20 protein-coding genes and 1 tRNA gene are annotated in these 18740 nt (G+C 58.3%); 12 read left to right on the top strand and 9 right to left on the bottom strand.

Going from position 1 to position 18740, the window contains the following annotated elements; all coding sequences use genetic code 11:
* Positions 1-189: 189 nt before the first annotated feature.
* Positions 190-1173: an N-acetyl-D-Glu racemase DgcA gene (gene dgcA, locus CFBP6623_RS06995; protein WP_080842067.1), complete on the bottom strand. Its 984-nt coding sequence runs from the start codon at positions 1171-1173 to the stop codon at positions 190-192.
* Between the two features lie 143 nt (positions 1174-1316).
* On the opposite strand from dgcA, the gene CFBP6623_RS06990 reads away from it, so the two are divergent.
* The 5 genes from CFBP6623_RS06990 (at position 1317) to CFBP6623_RS06970 (ending at position 6396) form a co-directional block, all read left to right on the top strand.
* A complete protein-coding gene (locus tag CFBP6623_RS06990; protein ID WP_080842068.1) occupies positions 1317-2477 on the top strand; it encodes an ABC transporter permease in 1161 nt (386 codons plus the stop codon).
* Between the two features lie 10 nt (positions 2478-2487).
* The gene (locus tag CFBP6623_RS06985) at positions 2488-3324 is read left to right on the top strand and encodes an ABC transporter ATP-binding protein (protein WP_046798382.1); all 837 of its coding nucleotides are present in this window, start codon (positions 2488-2490) and stop codon (positions 3322-3324) included.
* A 7-nt stretch (positions 3325-3331) separates the two neighbouring features.
* Complete coding sequence (locus tag CFBP6623_RS06980) at positions 3332-4702, top strand: MlaD family protein (RefSeq protein ID WP_046798383.1); 1371 nt, start codon at positions 3332-3334, stop codon at positions 4700-4702.
* A gap of 15 nt (positions 4703-4717) precedes the next feature.
* Positions 4718-5323: an ABC-type transport auxiliary lipoprotein family protein gene (locus CFBP6623_RS06975; RefSeq protein ID WP_046798384.1), complete on the top strand. Its 606-nt coding sequence runs from the start codon at positions 4718-4720 to the stop codon at positions 5321-5323.
* Positions 5324-5427: 104 nt separating this feature from the next.
* Complete coding sequence (locus CFBP6623_RS06970) at positions 5428-6396, top strand: alpha/beta hydrolase family protein (RefSeq protein ID WP_080842591.1); 969 nt, start codon at positions 5428-5430, stop codon at positions 6394-6396.
* Positions 6397-6442: 46 nt separating this feature from the next.
* Here the strand turns inward: CFBP6623_RS06970 and CFBP6623_RS06965 are convergent, their stop codons facing one another.
* Positions 6443-6877, bottom strand: a complete 435-nt coding sequence (locus tag CFBP6623_RS06965; RefSeq protein ID WP_046798385.1) for a PACE efflux transporter — start codon at positions 6875-6877, stop codon at positions 6443-6445.
* A gap of 378 nt (positions 6878-7255) precedes the next feature.
* Between CFBP6623_RS06965 and CFBP6623_RS26745 the strand changes: the two genes are divergently transcribed.
* Both CFBP6623_RS26745 and CFBP6623_RS06960 read left to right on the top strand, forming a co-directional pair.
* Complete coding sequence (locus CFBP6623_RS26745; protein ID WP_167379148.1) at positions 7256-7414, top strand: hypothetical protein; 159 nt, start codon at positions 7256-7258, stop codon at positions 7412-7414.
* Between the two features lie 151 nt (positions 7415-7565).
* Entirely contained in the window at positions 7566-7817 is a 252-nt protein-coding gene (locus tag CFBP6623_RS06960; protein ID WP_046798386.1) for a hypothetical protein, read from the top strand.
* A gap of 193 nt (positions 7818-8010) precedes the next feature.
* On the opposite strand, the gene CFBP6623_RS06955 is transcribed toward CFBP6623_RS06960, so the two are convergent.
* The 4 genes from CFBP6623_RS06955 to CFBP6623_RS06940 form a co-directional block, all read right to left on the bottom strand.
* On the bottom strand, positions 8011-8199 hold the full coding sequence (locus tag CFBP6623_RS06955; protein WP_046798387.1) for a hypothetical protein: 189 nt from the start codon (positions 8197-8199) through the stop codon (positions 8011-8013).
* 289 nt (positions 8200-8488) lie between these two features.
* On the bottom strand, positions 8489-8719 hold the full coding sequence (locus CFBP6623_RS06950) for a hypothetical protein (protein WP_046798388.1): 231 nt from the start codon (positions 8717-8719) through the stop codon (positions 8489-8491).
* 201 nt (positions 8720-8920) lie between these two features.
* A complete protein-coding gene (locus CFBP6623_RS06945) occupies positions 8921-9172 on the bottom strand; it encodes a hypothetical protein (protein WP_046798389.1) in 252 nt (83 codons plus the stop codon).
* A 162-nt stretch (positions 9173-9334) separates the two neighbouring features.
* Positions 9335-9667, bottom strand: coding sequence for a hypothetical protein (locus CFBP6623_RS06940; protein WP_046798390.1), 333 nt, complete (start codon positions 9665-9667; stop codon positions 9335-9337).
* 434 nt (positions 9668-10101) lie between these two features.
* Here CFBP6623_RS06940 and CFBP6623_RS06935 point away from each other — a divergent pair, with 434 nt between their 5' ends.
* The gene (locus CFBP6623_RS06935; RefSeq protein WP_080842070.1) at positions 10102-10542 is read left to right on the top strand and encodes a hypothetical protein; all 441 of its coding nucleotides are present in this window, start codon (positions 10102-10104) and stop codon (positions 10540-10542) included.
* 166 nt (positions 10543-10708) lie between these two features.
* Here the strand turns inward: CFBP6623_RS06935 and CFBP6623_RS06930 are convergent.
* From CFBP6623_RS06930 to CFBP6623_RS06920, 3 genes are all read right to left on the bottom strand, one after another.
* A tRNA-Lys gene (locus tag CFBP6623_RS06930) sits at positions 10709-10784 on the bottom strand.
* A gap of 155 nt (positions 10785-10939) precedes the next feature.
* Positions 10940-11194, bottom strand: coding sequence for a GlsB/YeaQ/YmgE family stress response membrane protein (locus tag CFBP6623_RS06925; RefSeq protein ID WP_003524764.1), 255 nt, complete (start codon positions 11192-11194; stop codon positions 10940-10942).
* Positions 11195-11220: 26 nt separating this feature from the next.
* Positions 11221-11448: a hypothetical protein gene (locus tag CFBP6623_RS06920; RefSeq protein WP_137002514.1), complete on the bottom strand. Its 228-nt coding sequence runs from the start codon at positions 11446-11448 to the stop codon at positions 11221-11223.
* Here CFBP6623_RS06920 and CFBP6623_RS06915 point away from each other — a divergent pair.
* The 4 genes from CFBP6623_RS06915 to CFBP6623_RS06900 all read left to right on the top strand — a co-directional run bounded on the left by CFBP6623_RS06915 (position 11342) and on the right by CFBP6623_RS06900 (position 18648).
* Complete coding sequence (locus CFBP6623_RS06915; protein WP_062653892.1) at positions 11342-13990, top strand: mechanosensitive ion channel family protein; 2649 nt, start codon at positions 11342-11344, stop codon at positions 13988-13990. The genes CFBP6623_RS06920 and CFBP6623_RS06915 overlap by 107 nt on opposite strands.
* A gap of 442 nt (positions 13991-14432) precedes the next feature.
* Positions 14433-15545 (top strand): hypothetical protein, encoded by a 1113-nt coding sequence (locus CFBP6623_RS06910; protein WP_232370410.1) that lies wholly within the window; start codon positions 14433-14435, stop codon positions 15543-15545.
* Positions 15542-15865, top strand: a complete 324-nt coding sequence (locus CFBP6623_RS06905) for a hypothetical protein (protein WP_046800049.1) — start codon at positions 15542-15544, stop codon at positions 15863-15865. Before CFBP6623_RS06910 ends, CFBP6623_RS06905 begins: the two co-directional genes overlap by 4 nt.
* 269 nt (positions 15866-16134) lie before the next feature.
* Positions 16135-18648: a GcvT family protein gene (locus tag CFBP6623_RS06900; RefSeq protein WP_046800050.1), complete on the top strand. Its 2514-nt coding sequence runs from the start codon at positions 16135-16137 to the stop codon at positions 18646-18648.
* Positions 18649-18740: the final 92 nt, after the last annotated feature.

The following is an 18740-nucleotide window of genomic DNA, read 5'->3' as shown; positions in this document are numbered from 1 at the left end:
GTCGCCGCTTGTTTCTTCTCCCCGCCGGGGAGAAGGTCGCGGCAGCGGGATGAGGGGGCGAGCTCTCCGAAATCCGGCAACGGCGCCCCCTCATCCGACCTTTCGGGCCACCTTCTCCCCGGCGGGGAGAAGAAACAAGCGGCGAGGTTCGCGTTCCATCTTGTTTATTTCATCGTCAGTATTCTGGCGTTACCCCCACAGTTCCGGCTGCGCCGGATAGACCAGCGAGCCCTCATAAACCAGCCCCGGATCACGATCCTCAGCCAGCAGCAGCGGCCCATCGAGATCGGCAAAGGCCGTGCCCTGCGCGGCCAGCACGGCCGGGGCCATGCCGAGCGAGGTGCCGAGCATACAGCCGACCATGATGGTGAAACCGAGCCTTTCGGCCTCCGCCTTCATGACAAGCGCTTCCGTCAGGCCGCCGGTCTTGTCGAGCTTGATGTTGATCGCATCGTAGCGGTCGCGCAGGCCGGCGAGGTCCTTGGTCGAATGCACGCTTTCGTCGGCGCAGATCAGCACCGGATGATCGATGCGGGCGAGGATATCATCCTTGCCGGCGGGCAGCGGCTGCTCGATCAGCGATATCTTCAGTTCTGCTGCAAGTCTCAGATAATATTCAATATTCTCGTCATTCCAACCTTCATTGGCGTCTATGATGATGCGCGCTTCGGGTGCGGCCGCGCGTACGGCCCGCAGGCGGGCTTCGTCGTCAGTGGTGCCGGTCTTGATCTTCAGCAGCGGACGGCCTGCATTTTCCGCGGTCTTCGCGGCCATTGTTTCAGGGTCGGCAAGCGAAATCGTATAGGCGGTGACGAGCGGCTTTGCCGCCTGTCCGAGAACCTGTTCGGCAGCGCTCCGGTCGCTGATCTTCGCCTCAAGGTCCCAGAGCGCGCAATCGACCGCATTGCGGGCCGCACCCGGTTTCATCGCCTGCTGCAATTCCTGCCGTGTCAGGCCGGCGGCTATCCGCTCTGCCATCACCTCGATATCGGCAAGGACACCCTCGATGCTTTCGCCATAACGCGGATAGGGCACGCATTCACCTTTGCCGACGAAGGAACCTTCACGGATGGTGCACGTTACGACATCCGCATGCGTGCGGGTGCCGCGTGAGATGGTGAAGCTGCCGGCGACGGGGAAGCGTTCTGTTGTGGCTTGCAGGTAACGGGGCATTTTTTTTCACTTCCGATTGGGCGGCAAAAGACACATGACGCCAAATTTATCACGAATTGTCAGCCGTCACTGTGGCTTGCCGGAGGCCAAAACGTTATGAAACCTTTAAGAATCTCGTGACGGCTGCACTCGCTCGGAGCATTATGCAAGAACAGGACACACGGCAACAGGCGAACCCGGCCGCAATCACCGAAGACGGTTCCGTCTCCGGCGGCGGCTTGCGTTATGTCATGAGCGGTTCCTGGCGCAACAGCAATCTCTCCGGAATTTTCGAAAGCCTCGACAGGATCGAAAAAAACAAATCCGGCGGCTCCGTCGAGATCGATCTTTCCGCTGTCGAAGCCATCGACACGACGGGTGCGTGGATCATCCAGCGCCTGCGCAAGGATATCGAGGCGAACGGCGCAACTGTTACGTTCACCGGCAACGACCGGATCGAGGACGTCATCGGTCAATTGCCCGATAAGGCGGAGATGCAGGGCGAGCCGGTCGCCAAACCGGGGCTGGTGGAACGCATCTTCGCGCCGATCGGCCAGGCCGTGGTTCAGAACGGCGCGGATTTCCTGGCGGGCATGTATATTCTCGGCTCCGCCGTGCGCGGCGCGCAGATGAAGCTCGGGCGCGGGCGAGGCGTCTCGCCGGCGGCGATCGTCAACCAGATCGACCATATGGGCGTGCGCGCCGTGCCGATCATCATGCTGATGTCGTTTTTGATCGGCGCGATCATCGCCCAGCAGGGCGCGTTCCAGCTCAGATATTTCGGCGCCGAGGTCTTCGTCGTCGATCTGGTCGGCATTCTGCAATTGCGTGAAATCGGCGTGCTTCTGACCGCGATCATGATCGCCGGCCGTTCCGGCAGCGCGATTACGGCGGAAATCGGCTCGATGAAGATGCGCGAGGAAATCGACGCGCTAAAGGTGATCGGTCTCAACCCCGTGGGTGTGCTGGTGTTTCCGCGGCTGGTGGCGCTGACCATCGCGCTGCCGCTTTTGACCATTCTCGCCAATTTTGCAGCGCTTTTCGGTGCGGCCATCGTGGCGCTGCTTTATTCCGGCATCACTTTCGAGGTGTTCCTGTCGCGCCTGCATGGCGCTGTCGAGGAATCGACCATTGCCGCCGGCATGATCAAGGCGCCGTTCATGGCGCTCATTATCGGCATCGTCGCGGCGGTGGAAGGCATGAAGGTGGGTGGTTCGGCGGAATCGCTCGGTCAGCATGTCACCTCCTCGGTGGTGAAGTCGATCTTCGTCGTCATTCTGGTCGATGGTCTTTTCGCCATCTTCTACGCAGCCATCGATTTTTAGGGAGGGCGCGTTGGAGCAGCAGGACCAGACACAGCAACAGATCAAGACCGGGAAAGACGGGCGCGAGATCGTGCTTTCCGTCGAGGGCGTGACCGTTGGTTTCAACGGCCGGAACGTGCTCGAAAATCTCGATCTCGATGTCTATCGCGGTGAAATCCTCGGCTTTATCGGCCCCTCTGGTGCTGGCAAATCCGTGTTGATGCGGGCGATTTTGCGGCTCCTGCCACGGCAGGCGGGTGCGATCCGCATTCTCGGTACCGATTACGACAAGGCGAGCGAAGACGACCGCATGATGCTTGACCAGCGTCTTGGCGTGCTGTTCCAGCAGGGCGCGCTGTTTTCCGGCCTGACGGTGAAGGAAAACATCCAGCTGCCGATGCGGGAATATCTGGACCTGCCGAAGAAGCTGATGGATGAGCTTGCTTATCTGAAGATCGAGATGGTCGGGCTGAAGCCCGATGCCGGCGACAAGTACCCGTCGGAACTGTCAGGCGGCATGATCAAGCGCGCAGCCCTTGCCCGGGCATTGTCGCTCGATCCCGACCTCGTCTTCCTTGATGAGCCGACATCCGGCCTCGATCCCATCGGGGCGGCGGAATTTGATATGCTGATCGCGCGCCTGCGTGATTCGCTCGGCCTGACCGTCTATATGGTGACGCACGACCTCGACAGCCTGTTTTCCGTCTGCGACCGCATCGCGGTTCTCGGCGATAAGCGGGTTCTGGTGGAAGGGACATTGCAGGACATGTTCGCCTGCGACGACCCGTGGGTGCAGTCCTATTTCCGCGGCAAACGGGCGCGCTCTGTCGTTCTTCCGGACGGCAAACATGAAAATCCGGTGGAGTAACAGAAGCATGGAAACCAAGGCGAATTACACCATAGTCGGAATTTTCACGCTGATCGTGATCGCTGCCGCATTCGGCTTCGTTTACTGGATGGCGGAATTCGGCCGTGGCGGCCCGACGGCGCAGCTCGTCGTGCGTATTCCCGGCTCCGCCAACGGTCTTTCCGTCGGCTCGCCGGTACGCTTCAACGGTATTCCGGTCGGTACGGTGCGCGGGCTTGCGATTGATCGCGACGACCCTGCTTATTCCATCGCCTTTACCGAAGTGCAGGCGGATGCGCCGGTTTTCCCATCCACACGCGCCGTGCTTGAAATTCAGGGCCTGACGGGTGCTGCCTATATCGAGCTTTCCGGCGGCAACAAGGATGGCGAGCGCATTTTGCAGAAAGCCGTCGAAAGCGGCGTTCCGGCCGAGCTGACAGCCGATCTTTCCAGTGTCACCAACCTGCTTGCCACGGCCGACAAGATTTTGAAACGCGCCGATGGCGCCATCGGCGAATTGCAGGGCTTCGTGCAGGATGCCCGTGGTCCGCTGACGCAAACGGTGCGCAATGCCGAGAAGTTCTCCGATGCGCTGGCGGCCAATTCCGACGGCATCAAGAATTTCATTGCAAGCCTCAGCTCGCTTTCCACCACCGTTCAGTCCGTCTCGGTGCGTCTCGACGGCACGTTGACCGCCATCGAGGATCTGGTGAAGGCGGTGGATGCCGGCAAGATCGATTCCATCCTGTCGAATGTCGACAAGGTGACGAAGGATGTTGCGTCGGCTTCCAGCGATATCCAGGGCATCATGGAGACCGTGCAGAGCACGGCACGTAATTTCGAGGCGGCGAGCACGGAAGTGCAGACCGTGGTAAAGCGTGCGGATGAACTTCTGGCCTCCGTCGATCCCGCCAAGGTTAGCACCGTGGTGGGTGATGTTTCCGCCGCAACCGCCGATGCGCGTGATGCGGTGGCGAATTTCAAACGGATTGCCGATGATGTCGGTGCCCGCCGCGCCGATATTGATCAGGCGGTTTCCGACTTCACCGACATGGGCCGCAAGCTGAACCTCGCCTCCAGCCGCGTTGATGGCATTCTTGCCAAGGTGGACGGTATGCTGGGCACCGATGACGCCAATTCGCTGTTTGCCAAGGCGCGCGAGACGCTTACCTCGTTCAAGGCCGTGGCCGACAATCTCAATGCCCGCATCGGGCCGATCGCCGACAATCTGACCCGCTTCTCCAGCTCCGGCCTCAAGGATTTCCAGGCGTTGATCGGCAGCACGCGACAGACGGTCGACAATCTCAACAATGCCATCACCAATATCGACCGCGATCCGCAGCGGTTGATTTTCGGCGGCGAAACCGTGAAACAATATGACGGCAGAACAAGGCGCTAAGAGGGGTATGGGCCAATGACACGATCAATGACCGGCCATAAACGCCGCGCCCTCATTCTGGCTCCGCTGCTTGCCGCGCTGCTGGCCGGCTGTGCTGGCGCGCCGAAGAACGACACGTTCGATCTTTCCGTGTCTTCGGCGACGGTAACGCAGGGGCCTTCGCTGAAAGGCCGGCAATTGCTGATTGCCGACCCGACCGCACTCAAGGCGCTGGACAGCGAGAATATCGTGGTGCGGCTTTCCGGTTCGGAAGTGCAATATCTCGGCAATTCGCAATGGAGCGACAGGCTGCCGCGCATGGTGCAGTCCAAGCTGGTGGAAGCCTTTGAAGACACCGGCAAGCTCGGCGGCGTCGGCCGTCCGGGGCAGGGGTTGGCGATCGACTATCAGGTCGTGACCGATATCCGCGCCTTCGAGGTGGATACGGCGAGAAACATCGCCAATATCGAAATGTCGGTGAAGCTTCTGAACGACCGCAACGGCACGGTGAAGGCGCAGGAAGTATTCCGCGCCAGCGCCCGTGTCAGTGGGTCCGGCAACGCCAATTTCGTGAAGGCGCTGGATCAGGCCTTTGCCGCCGCCACGCGCGAGATCGTGGCCTGGACGCTGAAGTCGCTTTAAGTCCTCGCGGCGGTCATCAGCGCTATAAGAAATTGCCTTATGTTTCGGGTAGGGCTGGTTGATGACCGGCCTTGCATTCAATGTTTCCGATCCGCGAGTTTCTGATGCGATTCCTGGTGGTTTTTTGGCTTATTCTGCTTTCCGTTCTTTCCGGGACGGGCGCTGCCACGGCAGCCGGCCTGCGGTTGATCGAGGTTCCATCCACTGACGGCAAAGCTCCCATCAGGGCGGCTGTCTGGTCGCCCTGTGCGGCAGCGCCGGTGGAAACCCGTATCGGTCCCTTCGTACTGCCTGCGGTGCGCGATTGCCCGATCGTTGACGGGAAATATCCGCTTATCGTCATTTCCCATGGTTTTGCCGGCACATATTTCAGCCATCGGGATACGGCGGCGGCGCTGGCGGACGCCGGTTTCATCGTCGCGGCGCTCAATCATCCCGGCGATAATGCGATTGATATGAAGCGGGCAGGCGAACTTTCCGCGCTGACCGACCGGCCAGCGGATATTGTCCGCCTGCTTGATCATATGCTGACAGACTGGAAAGAGGCCGACGTCGTCGATGCCGGGCGGATTGGTGTCTTCGGATTTTCGCGCGGCGGTTATACGGCGCTGGTGCTTGCCGGCGGCGTGCCGGATTTTTTAAACAGCGGATTGCCGTGCCCGGACGAGCAGGCGGCCATATGCGCGCAGATGCGGGACAAAAGCGCTGTTGCGAAAGACTGGGTTCACGATAAGCGGGTAAGGGCCGCGGTTGTTGCGGACCCGCTCAATGCCTTTCCCGGCGCTGAAGATCTGAAAAATATCGGTATTCCCGTCCAGCTGTGGAGTTCGGAACAGGGTGGCGATGGCGTTGTGCCGCAGGATATTGCTAGATTGCGCGATGAACTGCCGGGGAAACCGGACTACCGGACGGTGAAGGGGGCAGGGCATTTTTCGTTCATCGCGCCTTGCCCGGCAGACATGGCAAATGCTTTGCCGCAGATTTGCAGCGATGCGCCCGGCTTTGACCGGGCAGAGTTTCATCGCAGTTTCAACGCCGATGTCGTCAGCTTTTTCAGGGCCTCGCTGCGCTGAAGTCTTGCTGTCTTTTGCCGGGGCCGTCTTTTGCCGAGGCCGTCTATCAGACGGCATCCTGCGACTGCCATTCCGGCAGCGGGAAAATCCGGTCATAGCTCCAGTTGAAGACAAAAGCATAAACCACGTAAAACAGCGCAAACGAAATATCCATCACCAGCGCGTGGGCAAGGCTGATATTCAGATACCAGGCGATGAAGGGCATCAGCACGATCAGCAAGCCCAGTTCGAACAGCACGGCATGTGCGACCCGAATGGCGGGTGTCTTCAGCGTGGTGCCCTTCAGGCGCTGCATGGCGTGGTCGAAACCGAGATTGTAGATGTAGTTCCAGGCCGTGGCGAGTGTTGCGCTGACGAGGCCGACAATGCCGATATCTTCCATAGGCATGCCAAAGAGCAGCGCGCCGAGCGGAATGACGAGCAGAAGGCCGATGATTTCGAAGCTGAGCGCGTGGCGGATACGATCTTGCAGGGAGCGCAATTTATTCTCCGGTGTGTGACCGGGCCGTCCCGCATGCTGTCGCCGATATGGCCGAGGTCGTCCTCGCGGTGAGGCATATAGAGGTTTTGGGCGAAATTTTCAAGCGTTGGGGTCTTGAGGAGCGCGGTTCGATGTCACGGGGAGGGGGAAGCTTGTTTCTTCTCCCCGAGGGGGAGAAGTCCGCGGCAGCGGGATGAGGGGGCGAGGGTAGAGATATACGGAGAGCTTGCCCCCCTCATCTGACCCTTCGGGCCATCTTCTCCCCGGCGGGGAGAAGAAACACGCGGCGACGTTTTCATTTCTCGCGCGCACCAACGAAGCTGCAATGCGGAACAAGAACGGCGTTTTTTCGTTATCGCTCATGGAAGGAGGCGCGCCATGCAGCAGAATTCCTCTGATGGAAGAACGATCAAGGCCGCCAACACGGCAAAGGTCTCGACTTACACGCCCAGCCTCATTTCCCTCAAGGGAAGTTATGTGGCGATGATATTTCGCCGGCCGCTTTGCCGAAATCCGCTGGATGTGCGCAAGAAATAAGGGCGATACAATCAGCATATCGCTCCCATGCACATCAATGACGACGACTGCCGAAATGATTTGCTGCTTTAGATGTCTCTAAAGTGTGATTTTCAATCCGGTTCGTCTCCACCTAGACTGGAGAGCGCCACAAAAGCGAAGGGAGAATGACATGAAATCAGTTCTCATTATCGCCGCTGTCTTTGGCTTTTCCGCCAGTGCAGCGCTTGCCGAATGCGCGGGTCATGAAAAGATCAACGCTTCCGTTCCTGCCGTCGACCGTGAATTTAAAACCGCAAGCATCGTTCCGCCGACGGAACCGGTGGACAAGCCCGTCGTCATTCTGAAAAAGACCGACCGCCTTCCAGCGGCAACGGTTGCGACGACCGGTGAGCCCGAAGCCGCAATGCAGCGCATGCAATAAGACAAGACGATGACCTCTTCATTCTGAAAATCCCGTGCGCGACGCGATCCGCACGGGATTTGCTTTCGGGAGCAAGGCTGTGGGAGAAGCCTCTCTGGCACGGGGCATTGCGCGCGTCCTCATTTCGCCGGGACTTCCATCGCCCCTGCACCGCGTCTTTGCTCCAAGACAGAGCCGATGTCCGCAGCCATGCTCAGCTGTCAAGTTTCAACGACAGCTGCTTCGGCCCGTCGTTCTTTTTCAGCACATAGAGCGGCCGGGTGATGATGACTTCCGTTCGCCGCTGCAACTCGCGGCGCCGTTCCAGCGCGCGCTCGCGCATATCGCGGGAGCGGGCGACGACGGAGAGGGCATTTTCTATGGTTGCGTCTGCAGTGTTCATCGCTGACCTCCATAATGTTCACTTTATGTTCTCATTATTGATGGTCTGTGTCAACACTATGGCGCAGTCGCCGACCGGCAATCGATGCGCTCTGCGGGATCGGCTACCCGGATACGGCAGATGGCGTTGCAGCGGTATTGTGCGTGAGGCCGGTTTCGCCTGAGTGGGGTTTCACAACGCGACCCGGGGTTCCGGCAGCGTCGGTGAGGACACTCCGGGCACACAGGGTTGATTTTCGTGATGATGTCTGGATGACGCGGGCGCTGGTTCCGCCCGGCTTCAAAGGAGATCAGGAGAGGGAACGTTGATCCAACAATGCAGGGCCACCGGCAGACAACAGGTCGGTGAGATGTTCGCTGGCGAGTGCTACGATGGCAAGTGCAGCCTGCTGACGGTTCCAGCCGGCGCTTTCCGCCTTTTCAATAAGGCCCTGTATAGAGGGTTCCAGCGCGAACTGGCACTCGGCCTGATAGTCCATCGTGTCGATCGAAAGCGACGGGGAATTGATTGAGGCCCGCATCCTTTGGTCTCCCTGTTTTCCGTCATGCCCAGCAAACGCAAAACGCAATTCGGAACATGCACATTCAGAGGCCGGTGATATGGTGAATGCCCAGCGGGCCCACATATCACTGGCAGCGAATCCCCCAGCAGGCGGAGTTAACGGTAAGTGCTGATCGCTGTCAACGAACGCGCGGTAGCGACGGTGGCGCAGCGCGCTTTTTCAGAGCCGTCCATTCCGGAACGGTTTTCGTCTCCAGACCAGCAAAGCCATGACGTAAAGTGCAAAAAGTATGAACCATGCGACCGGAAGCACCATAAACAGCGCCGCATAAGCGCAATTTCCCTCAAAACAGGAACCGAGCAACCCGGAATCGGCAAGCGCTGCCGATAATAAAAACGCACATATTCCGCTCCCGACCGCGCCGAGGACGAACAGCAATATGTTGATGATCAATCTCATCGTGCCAATCATAGGGATGATTGAGACAGCTTTGCGGAAAGGGCGGCACGGCAACGCCTATAATTGCCGTTCCGACGGTTTTTCCGGAGCTTCGCCGCTGTCGGAGGGTGCCCGGGTTTTCAGAACCCTTCGCCGCCGCAGGCCCTGCCTTTGCCGGGCAGGGCCGCCATTGCCTTATTCGGTGATGGTATATTCGCCGAGTTCGCAGAGGTTCTGCGTATCTTCAAGATCTTCCAGCGCATCCCCCTGGAATTCGAAGCGCATGTCATATTTGCAGACGCTGCGGCCATCGGCGATGGTGATTTCCATCTCTTCCCCGGGGCCAAGCGCCTTCTTTCCGAACACATCGTCTTCCCAGTCATCAACGCCCACCGGTGAGGTGTAGAAGGCGTTGAGAACGGAGCCCGTGCCGTTCTTCAACGTGAACACCAGGTCTTCCGCCTGCGCCGCGCCAGCAACCGTCATTGCTGTGCCGAAAAATACTGCCAATACCCATTTCGATGTCATGATATCCCCCTTTGCCCTTGTTCTGGCAGGCCATGCATACAGCCAAACCAGCGGCTTGCAATGTAAACCGCAGCTATTGGTTAAGACGCGAGGCCGCATTTTCGGGGAGAGTTTTTTCGGTCGGTTTTAATTTTACTTAATTATAGATTTAATATGTATTATTTTTGTTTGTTATGGTTTTTATATAGATATATTTTCATATATTTTTTTATTATGTTCTGGTTTTTAATTTATTTTTTTGTATTTATTCGTTTTGATATTGTTTATTTATTATAGTATTTTCTATCGTCGTATTTATGATTTATTTACAGGCGAATTTTCTCTCTGCGATTAAATATTTCAAGGGTTTTTACTGACGAAATCGACTTTTCAAAAAGATGGTTGTGACTGGCCGGCCAGATCGGCGGACCGCTTCCCGATAAAGGATATTGGATTTGATCAACCGTTCTTCTTTGGTATTCCGTCGTTTCAGGCTGCCCGGTCTCGTGGTATTGAGCATCTTGGCTGGCGGCATTCTGACGCCGGTTTCGGGCCAGTCGCGGATTTGCAAAGATTCGACGCCTGCCAGCAATCTCAACGAAATGTTCGATGCGATCTATGCCTGCTGGGTGCCACCGGAAGACACCGAGGGGCTGGTGGTGACGCTGCGGTTCATTCTGCACAAGGACGGCCAGATACGCGGCAAGGTGGTCGTCATTGCCTCGCGTCCCCAGGAGGAGAGCCCGAGACGGCAGGCGTTTATCGATTCCGCCATCGATGCGGTAAAGCAGGCAGCGCCCGTTCGTTTCACGGAGGAATTCGGAAGCCGTATTGCCGGTCGGCCATTGGAGCCGCGCTTCATCGGGACAAAAAGCGTGTCGGAAACGAAGTTGTAGACTTTCCGGGGAACTGTTGCGCTGGCGGGGCTGTCTGGCTCGACATTGGCCGTGACAAGTACCGTTTCTTTCGCGGGCATTGCTGGGAAGGAAAGATTGCGCGAACTCAATCGCTCGGGCGATGCTTTAAGTAAGCATCGCAACATCTTGTCATTTAAAGAGAATTTGGTGGGTGATGTAGGGCTCGAACCTACGACCCGCTGATTAAGAGTCAGCTGCTCTACCAACTGAGCTAATCACCCGACCGACACCGTGTGGCGGTGTGAGGGGGGCTATAAAGGGGAAGTTTGGGCTTGTCCAGCGCGGAAATGAAATTTCTTCGATTTTTGTGACGAAAAAATTTCAGTCGCGCTGGAAAAGGCTGAAAATCCGGGGTTTTACAGATTTTCCTTTTTGCCTAGCCGCGTCTGAAAGCCCTGCCGATGAGGATGAGGATGCAGGCGCCGATGAAGCCGGCGATGAGATAACCGAGCCAGCCGGTCAGAACGATTCCAAAAACAGACAATATGGCGTTGGCGACGATCGCGCCGACGATTCCAAGAAGGATGTTCATGAAAACACCCATATTGCTTTTCATGAATTGTTCGGCGAGCCACCCGGCGACACCACCGATGATGATAGCTGCGATCCAGCCAATACCAGCAGATTCCATGATTTCCTCCCATGTTTGCTGCACTATCAAAGGTGATGATTCTCGTGGTGAAAAGCAAGGTAAACTCCGGAAAACCTCGCTTTATGAGGGTAGTTTTCCCCGTCGCAGGCGCTAAAAAGCCTGTGACGGCGTAAAGAGACGAAAGGCATGGATGTGCGGTTGATGTTCGGCGGATTGATGAATGGCAGACGGGTGTTCGGCGAACCGGTGCCTGGTCGGGGGCGAAGCAGTGCCATGGCCATGATATTGGTCATGATGTTTTCGCTGCTTGGCGGTTTGCTGCTGCCCGCAATGCCGGCATCCGCGCAAGGGGAGACAACGCCGCCGGCGCCCGCCGTGATCCAGGCCACCACAGTCGAGCAGGCGCGGGCGGAACTGGAAAAATGGAAGGCCGATGTTGCAACGATCGCCGGGCAGGTGGAGGCGGGCGGCAGCGATGATGCGCATCTGGTGGATATGAAGGGCCGTGCCGATGGCATTGCCGCCGATGCCGCGGCGGCCAACACCAAGCTGCGCACCCGGCTGGACCAGATCAAGACGCGTCTCGATGCGCTTGGCGAGCCGCCGGCCGATGGCCAGCCGCCGGAAGCGAGCATGGTGACGGAGGAGCGCGCCCGGCTGACGGCGGAGCGCGCCGAGGTGAATGCGATTGCCGGCGAGGTGGAGAGCATCGCCACCAATGCCGCGCAGATTTCCAACAATATCACGGCGGTTCGCCGGGCGCTTTTTGCCGCCACCCTGTTCAAGCGCACGGAAGTTTCTGCCCAGACGCTGGGCGACGCCTCTTCGGCCTTCGTCACCGAGGTGACCAACCTCAGCAATGCCTTCAGCAGCTGGACGGGGTTCGTGTGGAGCTACAAGCGGTTGCCGATGTTTGGGGCCGTGATGCTGTCGATCATGGCGGGGCTGCTGTTTCTGGTCGGTGGTTACCGGTTTTTCGGCAGCCGCATGGACCGGCGGGCCTTTACCGGCGAGCCATCTTATCTCAGAAGGCTTTCGGTGGCCTTCTGGTCGACCATGGTGCAGTCGCTGTCGCTGTTCCTGTTTCTGGCCACCTCGGCGTTTTTCCTCGATAATTTCAACGTGCTGCGATCCGATATAGCGCCAATCCTGTTCGGGGCCATGGCGATCCTCGGCTTCGTTTATTTCGTATCGCGGCTGAGTTACGCGATCTTTGCACCCACCCAACCTGAATGGCGTCTGCTGAAGGTGTCCAATCGCGGCGCGCATACGCTGTCTTCGGCGGTGCTGCTGATGGCGCTCGTCAATGGTCTCGACTATCTGTTTGGAACGATCAGCGAGACGCTTTATTCGCCGCTGATCGTCACCGTCGCCAAAAGCTTCGTCGCTTCGATCATTATCGGCATCATCCTGCTCACCGTATCGTTCCTGCGGCCGATGATCGGCGAGGGGCAGGATTATGAGACCGGCAACCAGCGGCTGCCGCGCTGGCTGGTCATCCTGCTGCGCGTCGGCGGTCTCATTCTCATCGGCGCGTGCCTGACGGGCTATGTCGGTCTTGCGCGTTTCCTTGCCACGCAGATCGTCGCCACCGGCGCCGTGCTGGCAACCATGTATATCGGCATCCTGTCCGGCAAGGCGATTTCGAGGCAGGGCGCCTTTGCCGAATCCCTTGCCGGGCGTTATCTCGCGCGGCGTTTCGGTCTCGGTCCGGTTGCGCTCGATCAGGCCGGCCTTGCCGCAGGGCTTGGTATTTATGTCGTGGCGCTTGCCTTCGGCGTACCGCTCATCCTGTTTTCCTGGGGCTTCCAGCCGGGCGATATCGAAAGCTGGGCCTATCGCCTGCTGACGGGCATTACCGTCGGCAATGCCTCGATCTCGCTGATCGGCCTCTTCGGCGGCGTTCTCGTTTTCGCTATCGGCTATATCATCACGCGCTGGTTCCAGAAATGGCTGGATAATAACGTCATGGCGCGGGGCCAGGTGGATGCCGGGGTGCGCAACTCGGTCAAAACAGGCATCGGTTATCTCGGCATCGCGGTTGCGGCGATCTTCGGCGTGTCTTCCGCCGGTCTCAACCTCTCCAGCCTGGCGCTGGTCGCCTCCGCCCTTTCGGTCGGTATCGGTTTTGGCCTGCAGAACATCGTCTCGAATTTCGTGTCCGGCCTCATCCTTCTCGTCGAACGTCCCTTCAAGGTGGGCGACTGGGTGGTGACGGGGACGACCGAGGGCACCGTCAAGCGGCTGTCCGTGCGCGCAACCGAGATCGAAACTTTTCGGGGCCAGTCGATCATCGTGCCGAATTCCGAGTTCATCAATTCCTCCGTCGGCAACTGGACGCACCGCAACCGCATCATGCGTGCGGAAATACCGGTTTCCGTGGCCTATGATTCCGATCCGCAGCAGGTCATGGATATTCTGCTGGAGCTGGTGCGTGCCCAGCCGCCGGTGCTGCGCAACCCCGAGCCGCATGTGGAATTCCTTCGTTTCGGCGATTTTTCGCTGGATTTCGAATTGCGGTTCCACCTTGCCGATCTGTCGACCGGGCTTGGTGTGAAAAATGCGCTGCGGATCGCCATCCTCCAGCGCTTCCGCGAGGAAGGCATCGATATTCCATTCCCGCAGCGTAACCTCAATATTCATGTGGAAGGCGACGCCAACCCGCAGATGATGGCGGCGCTGCTGTCAGAGGAGGGGGATAAGGCAATGGCGGCCCATACCGGGGCGGCATCGCCGGTCGCCGGAACCCCGCCGGAAAAGGATGCCGGCAAAGCGGGTGACAGGATTGTCGCCGAACCGAAGACCGTGGCAAAAGTGGCCGGCAAGGACAATTGAGCGGCCACGGCTGATCTTGATCGTTGCGCCGCCGGCATCGGGGCAGGCGCGTGCGGGGCGGGCCTCGCACCCGATTGCGTCGCGGCAAATGATGGGTAGGGGCGGAGACGCTTTTTTACTTGACGGCGGCCGGACGTGTCCGGTCTCCGTCATGAAAATATAATCAAAATACCCGCAATGACTGTATTGTTATGTAAACTTCAAGTTGATATATTGTGGTTATTACTTAGTTTATTTCTTTCCTGTCGGGGTTCAAATGCCGGATCCAGTCGATGAGAATGCCCAGCCTGCCCAGCCTGCCCAGCCTGCCCAGCCTGCCCAGCCTGCCCAGCCTGCCCAGCCTGCCCAGCCTGCCCAGCCTCCGGGCCAAATTCCTGTAAAAACGTCTCTGCGGGAAAAATTGAGGAGTGCCTGGAGGTGGGCGACACCCCATGCGGCCAGAGTGTCCTTGCTGGCGGCAGGTGTCGTTGTCGGTTCTGCCGGTCTGTTTTTCCTGATGGGTGAAACCGATGTGACGGATGATTACCTGCCGAAACGCTGGAATGAATCCATCCGCAGATTGGGTATCGAGCCGGTCTATCCTCCACAGGAGGATATCTATGTGGGAGACATCATCGCCGAGGTCGTGGATTCCGGCCACAAGTTCAAATCTTTGCCAACCGACCTCGAAAGCGAATCCTTCATCGGCCGTTACGTCAAGATCACCCAGATACCGAATTTGCGGGGGTATCTGGCGGTCAAGTCTGAGGCGCCTTATTTCGGCGACAGCACCTGGTCGGAGGATAAAAAGTCTCTCTCGATTGCTCAACCGCGTACCGAGGTTGCGGTTGATGGAACGACGTCGGGCCTGGTGGTGAAGGACGCGCTGTTTCCCGTCATCAAGATAGAGCGCAAGGAAGGAATGGCAGGACTTTTACGCAATATCGCCTTCGGTGGCGCACGGGCGGATATCGAGGAAATCGAGCTTCAGAATGTGCAGACTTATGCGATCAATCCCTTCCATGCACAAAATGCACTGATGGGGTTTTGCAATGATGGCGGCACCAAGGTCTATTGCGACGACGACTATATTCGCGAAAAACTCTCCTACATCCTCAACCGCAATATTTTGAGAACCGCGGAGACGGAGGATTGCGGTTCGCGCTATATTTACGACATTCGCCTGCTGGTCGTCCGTCAGGCGTTTCTGACACGCGGGGTGAAGGTCACCAACGGCCGGGCACGCGCCGCTTTCCTCGATGCGGGAGGGAGCAAGGGCGACGTCCAGAAGACTGTGGATGGTGCGACCGTTGCCGCGACCACAGGCCCGCAGGGCCAACAGCCAGCGGCCGAAAACATGGTCGGCAATGACAACAGCATTCGCAGCACGAACAGTTCCGGCCTCTTTTCCAATAGCCAATTTGCGAGGCCGCTCGTCATCGGCTTCAACAGCGTTTCCATCGGCATGCGCAACAGCACGCCCGCATGGCTGGACGCAGCGGCAAAAGCCGCCGCTGGCAAGGACGTGAAAGACCGCGCCAAGATTTGTGCATCTTCGCAGGAGGTTGCGAAATGAGACGGGCCATTTTTCTCTTCGGTATGTTTTTTCCGTTTTTGGCAGGTGCGCAGGATGTACTTCGTCCGTCTGTAACAGGTGGAGGTATTGCGCAATTCAACGATGATTGCATCTATCGTATTCCACCTTGCGGCAAGGATGGTGGCGGCGTTTTTCCTCCGCCACCACCTCCGCCCGGTGGGGGCGGCGGGATACACAATCTGCCGGGCGGTCCTGTCCTCAAGGACTCGATCATCGTTCCCGGCAATGATGTTCTCAAGGGTCTGAAGCTGGATGGCCCGGATGTGCGGGGGCTGCAATTGCAACTGCAGAACAGATAGCCGGTTGATCCAGCGCTTCAGGCTCCAATCCGTCATTGGCTGACAACTGTTCTGTTCCGGTCGATAGTTTCCGATATGTGCGCCGCCATCGTCTTCAAAAGGCGATGGCGGTCTGAATCTTATCCCCAGCGACGGCATTTTCGCGCCTGTCGCAGCACCCTATGGCCATGTCGCAATCAGGCGGCTGAACCGCAGCGGAGCGCTTCATATTCCCCTCATCGATTTGGCAGCACGACAGACAATGCCGGCGCTTTTTAGGGGTTCTGTAAATGAAGACACATGCACGGGCGGTGGTGATCGGTGGCGGCGTGGTCGGCGTCTCGACGCTTTATCATCTTGCTAAAAAGGGCTGGAGCGACAGCGTGCTCATCGAGCGCAAGGAGCTGACCTCGGGTTCCACCTGGCATGCGGCCGGCCTTTTGCCGTTGTTCAACATGAGCTATTCGGTGGGCCAGATCCACAAATATTCCGTGAAGTTTTATGAGGAGCTGCAGGAAGAGACTGGCATGAATGTCGGCTTTTCCAAGGTCTCGAATATCCGTCTCGCCCGTACCAAGGATCGCTGGGACGAATATATGTATTATGCCGGCATTGCCGAGACGATCGGCGTGCGCGTCAACATGCTGACGCCGGAGCAGGTGAAGGAAATCTGGCCGCTCTGCGAGACGGATGGGCTGCTCGGCGCCATCCAGCATCCCGATGATGGTTATATCCAGCCGGCAGACCTCACGCAGGCGTTGGCCAAAGGCGCGCGTGACCGTGGGGCGACGATCTACCGCAACACCACGGTTACCGCCATCGAGCAGACGGAAGACGGTCACTGGAAGGTGACAACGGATAAAGGCGAGATCATCGTCGAACATATCATCTCCTGCACCGGCTCCTTCGCCCGCAAGACGGGTGAGATGGTAGGCATCGATATTCCGGTCATTCCGGTCGAGCATCAATATATCGTCACCGAGCCGCATCCGGCCATTCAGGAACGCCGCCGTCAGGGCCTGCCGGAAATGGGTGTTCTGCGTGAATCGGACTCGGCCTGGTACATGCGCGAGGAGGCCGGCGGCCTGATCCTCGGTCCTTACGAAGTCGGCGCCCCGGTCTGTTATGTTGATGGTCCCTCTGACGACAGCGAATATGAGCTGTTCCAGGAGGAACTGGACCGCCTGATGCCGCATATCGAAACGGCCATGGTCCGCGTTCCGGCCTTCGGCGAAGTGGGTATCAAGAAGGTTTATAATGGCGCGATCGCCTATACGCCTGACGGCAATCCGATCGTCGGTCCCGCACCGGGCCTCAAGAATTTCTGGCTGAACGAAGGCCATTCCTTCGGCATCACCGCTGCCGGTGGGGCCGGCTGGCAGCTGGCCGAATGGATCGTCGATGGCGAGCCGACGCTCGACCTGATGGGCGTCGATCCGCGCCGTTTCGGACCGCACGCTACGGAAGGTTATCTCATTGCCAAGAATGAGGAGGCCTATGCCAACGTCTTCACCATGCATTATCCCGATGAGGAGCGTTCCGCAGCCCGTCCCTTGAAGACGACGCCGGTTTATGACCGTCTGAAGAAGCTCGGCGGCGTGTTCGGCTCCGTCTACGGCTGGGAACGCGCCAACTGGTATGCGCCGGAAGGTTATGCGCTCAAGGAAGAAGACCTCGGCGTGGGTGCCGATGTCATCACCAGCCACAATTACGCGCCGCCGCTGGAGGATGGCCGTATCGTCGAGAAATGGTCGTTCCGCCGCTCGAACTATTTCGAACATGTCGGCAATGAGGTGAAGAACGTCACTCAGAATGTCGGCGTGCTTGATATGTCGGCCTTCGCCAAGATGGAGGTGTCCGGCCCCGGCGCGCGTGCCTGGCTGGACAGTATTCTGGCCAATATCGTGCCGAAGAAGCGCGGCCGCATTGCGCTGACGCATCTTCTGACGCCGAATGGCGGTGTGAAGGTGGAGTTCACCGTTTATGAATGGGCGCCTGGCCGGTTTTATATGGTTTCGGCTGGCGGTCTTGAGGCCCACGATCATGACGTGCTGCGCCGTCTTGCGCCGACCGACGGTTCCGTGGTGCTGCAGCCGATCACCCAGAAATACGGCGTGCTGGTGCTTGCCGGCCCGAAGTCTCGCGATCTGTTGAAGAAGCTGACCCGTACCAGTCTGGAAAACAAGGATTTCCCGTGGCTGACGGCAAAGCAGATTTCCGTTGGCGTGGCGACGGCGCATGCGCTGCGCGTCAACTTCGTGGGCGAACTGGGCTGGGAGCTGCACCATCCGATCGAGATGCAGAATTACATCTTCGACCGGCTGATGGAGGCGGGTGCGGAATTCGGCATCAAGCCGTTTGGTATCCGGGCCATGGTGTCCATGTCGCTCGAAAAGTCCTATCGCAACATGGGTCGCGAGCTTTCGGTGGAATATAACGCCTATGAATCCGGTCTCGACCGCTTCCTGCGCCCGGAAAAACCCTTCATCGGCCGCGATGCGCTGGTGGCTTATAAGGAAGCCGGCCTGAAGTCCGTGTTTTCGACGCTGACCGTGTCGGGCAATACGGATGTCGATGCGCGCGGCTCGGAAGCGATTTCCGATGAAAACGGCGCTCTTGCAGGCCGTGTCACCAGCGGCGGCTTCGGCTGGCGTATTGGCAAGTCGATTGCGCTTGCCATGCTCAAGCCGGAATATGCGGCGGTTGGCACGAAGCTGAAGATCCGCATTCTCGGTACACTTTACGATGCCGAGGTGGTGGAAGAGAGCCCCTTCGATACGGAAAATGCGCTGCTGCGCGCCTGATGCGCCTTTATGCCAGCTAGCGAAATACGGCCCTTCGGGGCCGTATTTTCTTTTGGGTAAGCATATGTTTCAACTGGTTTGCCGGCAAAAGT

Origin of the sequence: Agrobacterium tumefaciens (assembly GCF_005221385.1) — a bacterium.
GTDB classification, from domain to species: Bacteria; Pseudomonadota; Alphaproteobacteria; order Rhizobiales; family Rhizobiaceae; genus Agrobacterium; species Agrobacterium tomkonis.
This window is presented reverse-complemented; position numbering and strand designations above follow the sequence as displayed.

Bases quoted from the DNA above. Each gene is read 5' to 3' on its own strand.
- dgcA (WP_080842067.1), bottom strand. From the start codon at position 1,173: ATGCCCCGTTACCTGCAAGCCACAACAGAACGCTTCCCCGTCGCCGGC.
- CFBP6623_RS06990 (WP_080842068.1), top strand. From the start codon at position 1,317: ATGCAAGAACAGGACACACGGCAACAGGCGAACCCGGCCGCAATCACC.
- CFBP6623_RS06980 (WP_046798383.1), top strand. From the start codon at position 3,332: ATGGAAACCAAGGCGAATTACACCATAGTCGGAATTTTCACGCTGATC.
- CFBP6623_RS06975 (WP_046798384.1), top strand. From the start codon at position 4,718: ATGACACGATCAATGACCGGCCATAAACGCCGCGCCCTCATTCTGGCT.
- CFBP6623_RS06970 (WP_080842591.1), top strand. From the start codon at position 5,428: ATGCGATTCCTGGTGGTTTTTTGGCTTATTCTGCTTTCCGTTCTTTCC.
- CFBP6623_RS26745 (WP_167379148.1), top strand. From the start codon at position 7,256: ATGCAGCAGAATTCCTCTGATGGAAGAACGATCAAGGCCGCCAACACG.
- CFBP6623_RS06960 (WP_046798386.1), top strand. From the start codon at position 7,566: ATGAAATCAGTTCTCATTATCGCCGCTGTCTTTGGCTTTTCCGCCAGT.
- CFBP6623_RS06955 (WP_046798387.1), bottom strand. From the start codon at position 8,199: ATGAACACTGCAGACGCAACCATAGAAAATGCCCTCTCCGTCGTCGCC.
- CFBP6623_RS06950 (WP_046798388.1), bottom strand. From the start codon at position 8,719: ATGCGGGCCTCAATCAATTCCCCGTCGCTTTCGATCGACACGATGGAC.
- CFBP6623_RS06945 (WP_046798389.1), bottom strand. From the start codon at position 9,172: ATGATTGGCACGATGAGATTGATCATCAACATATTGCTGTTCGTCCTC.
- CFBP6623_RS06940 (WP_046798390.1), bottom strand. From the start codon at position 9,667: ATGACATCGAAATGGGTATTGGCAGTATTTTTCGGCACAGCAATGACG.
- CFBP6623_RS06925 (WP_003524764.1), bottom strand. From the start codon at position 11,194: ATGGAATCTGCTGGTATTGGCTGGATCGCAGCTATCATCATCGGTGGT.
- CFBP6623_RS06915 (WP_062653892.1), top strand. From the start codon at position 11,342: ATGGATGTGCGGTTGATGTTCGGCGGATTGATGAATGGCAGACGGGTG.
- CFBP6623_RS06920 (WP_137002514.1), bottom strand. From the start codon at position 11,448: ATGACCAATATCATGGCCATGGCACTGCTTCGCCCCCGACCAGGCACC.
- CFBP6623_RS06905 (WP_046800049.1), top strand. From the start codon at position 15,542: ATGAGACGGGCCATTTTTCTCTTCGGTATGTTTTTTCCGTTTTTGGCA.
- CFBP6623_RS06900 (WP_046800050.1), top strand. From the start codon at position 16,135: ATGAAGACACATGCACGGGCGGTGGTGATCGGTGGCGGCGTGGTCGGC.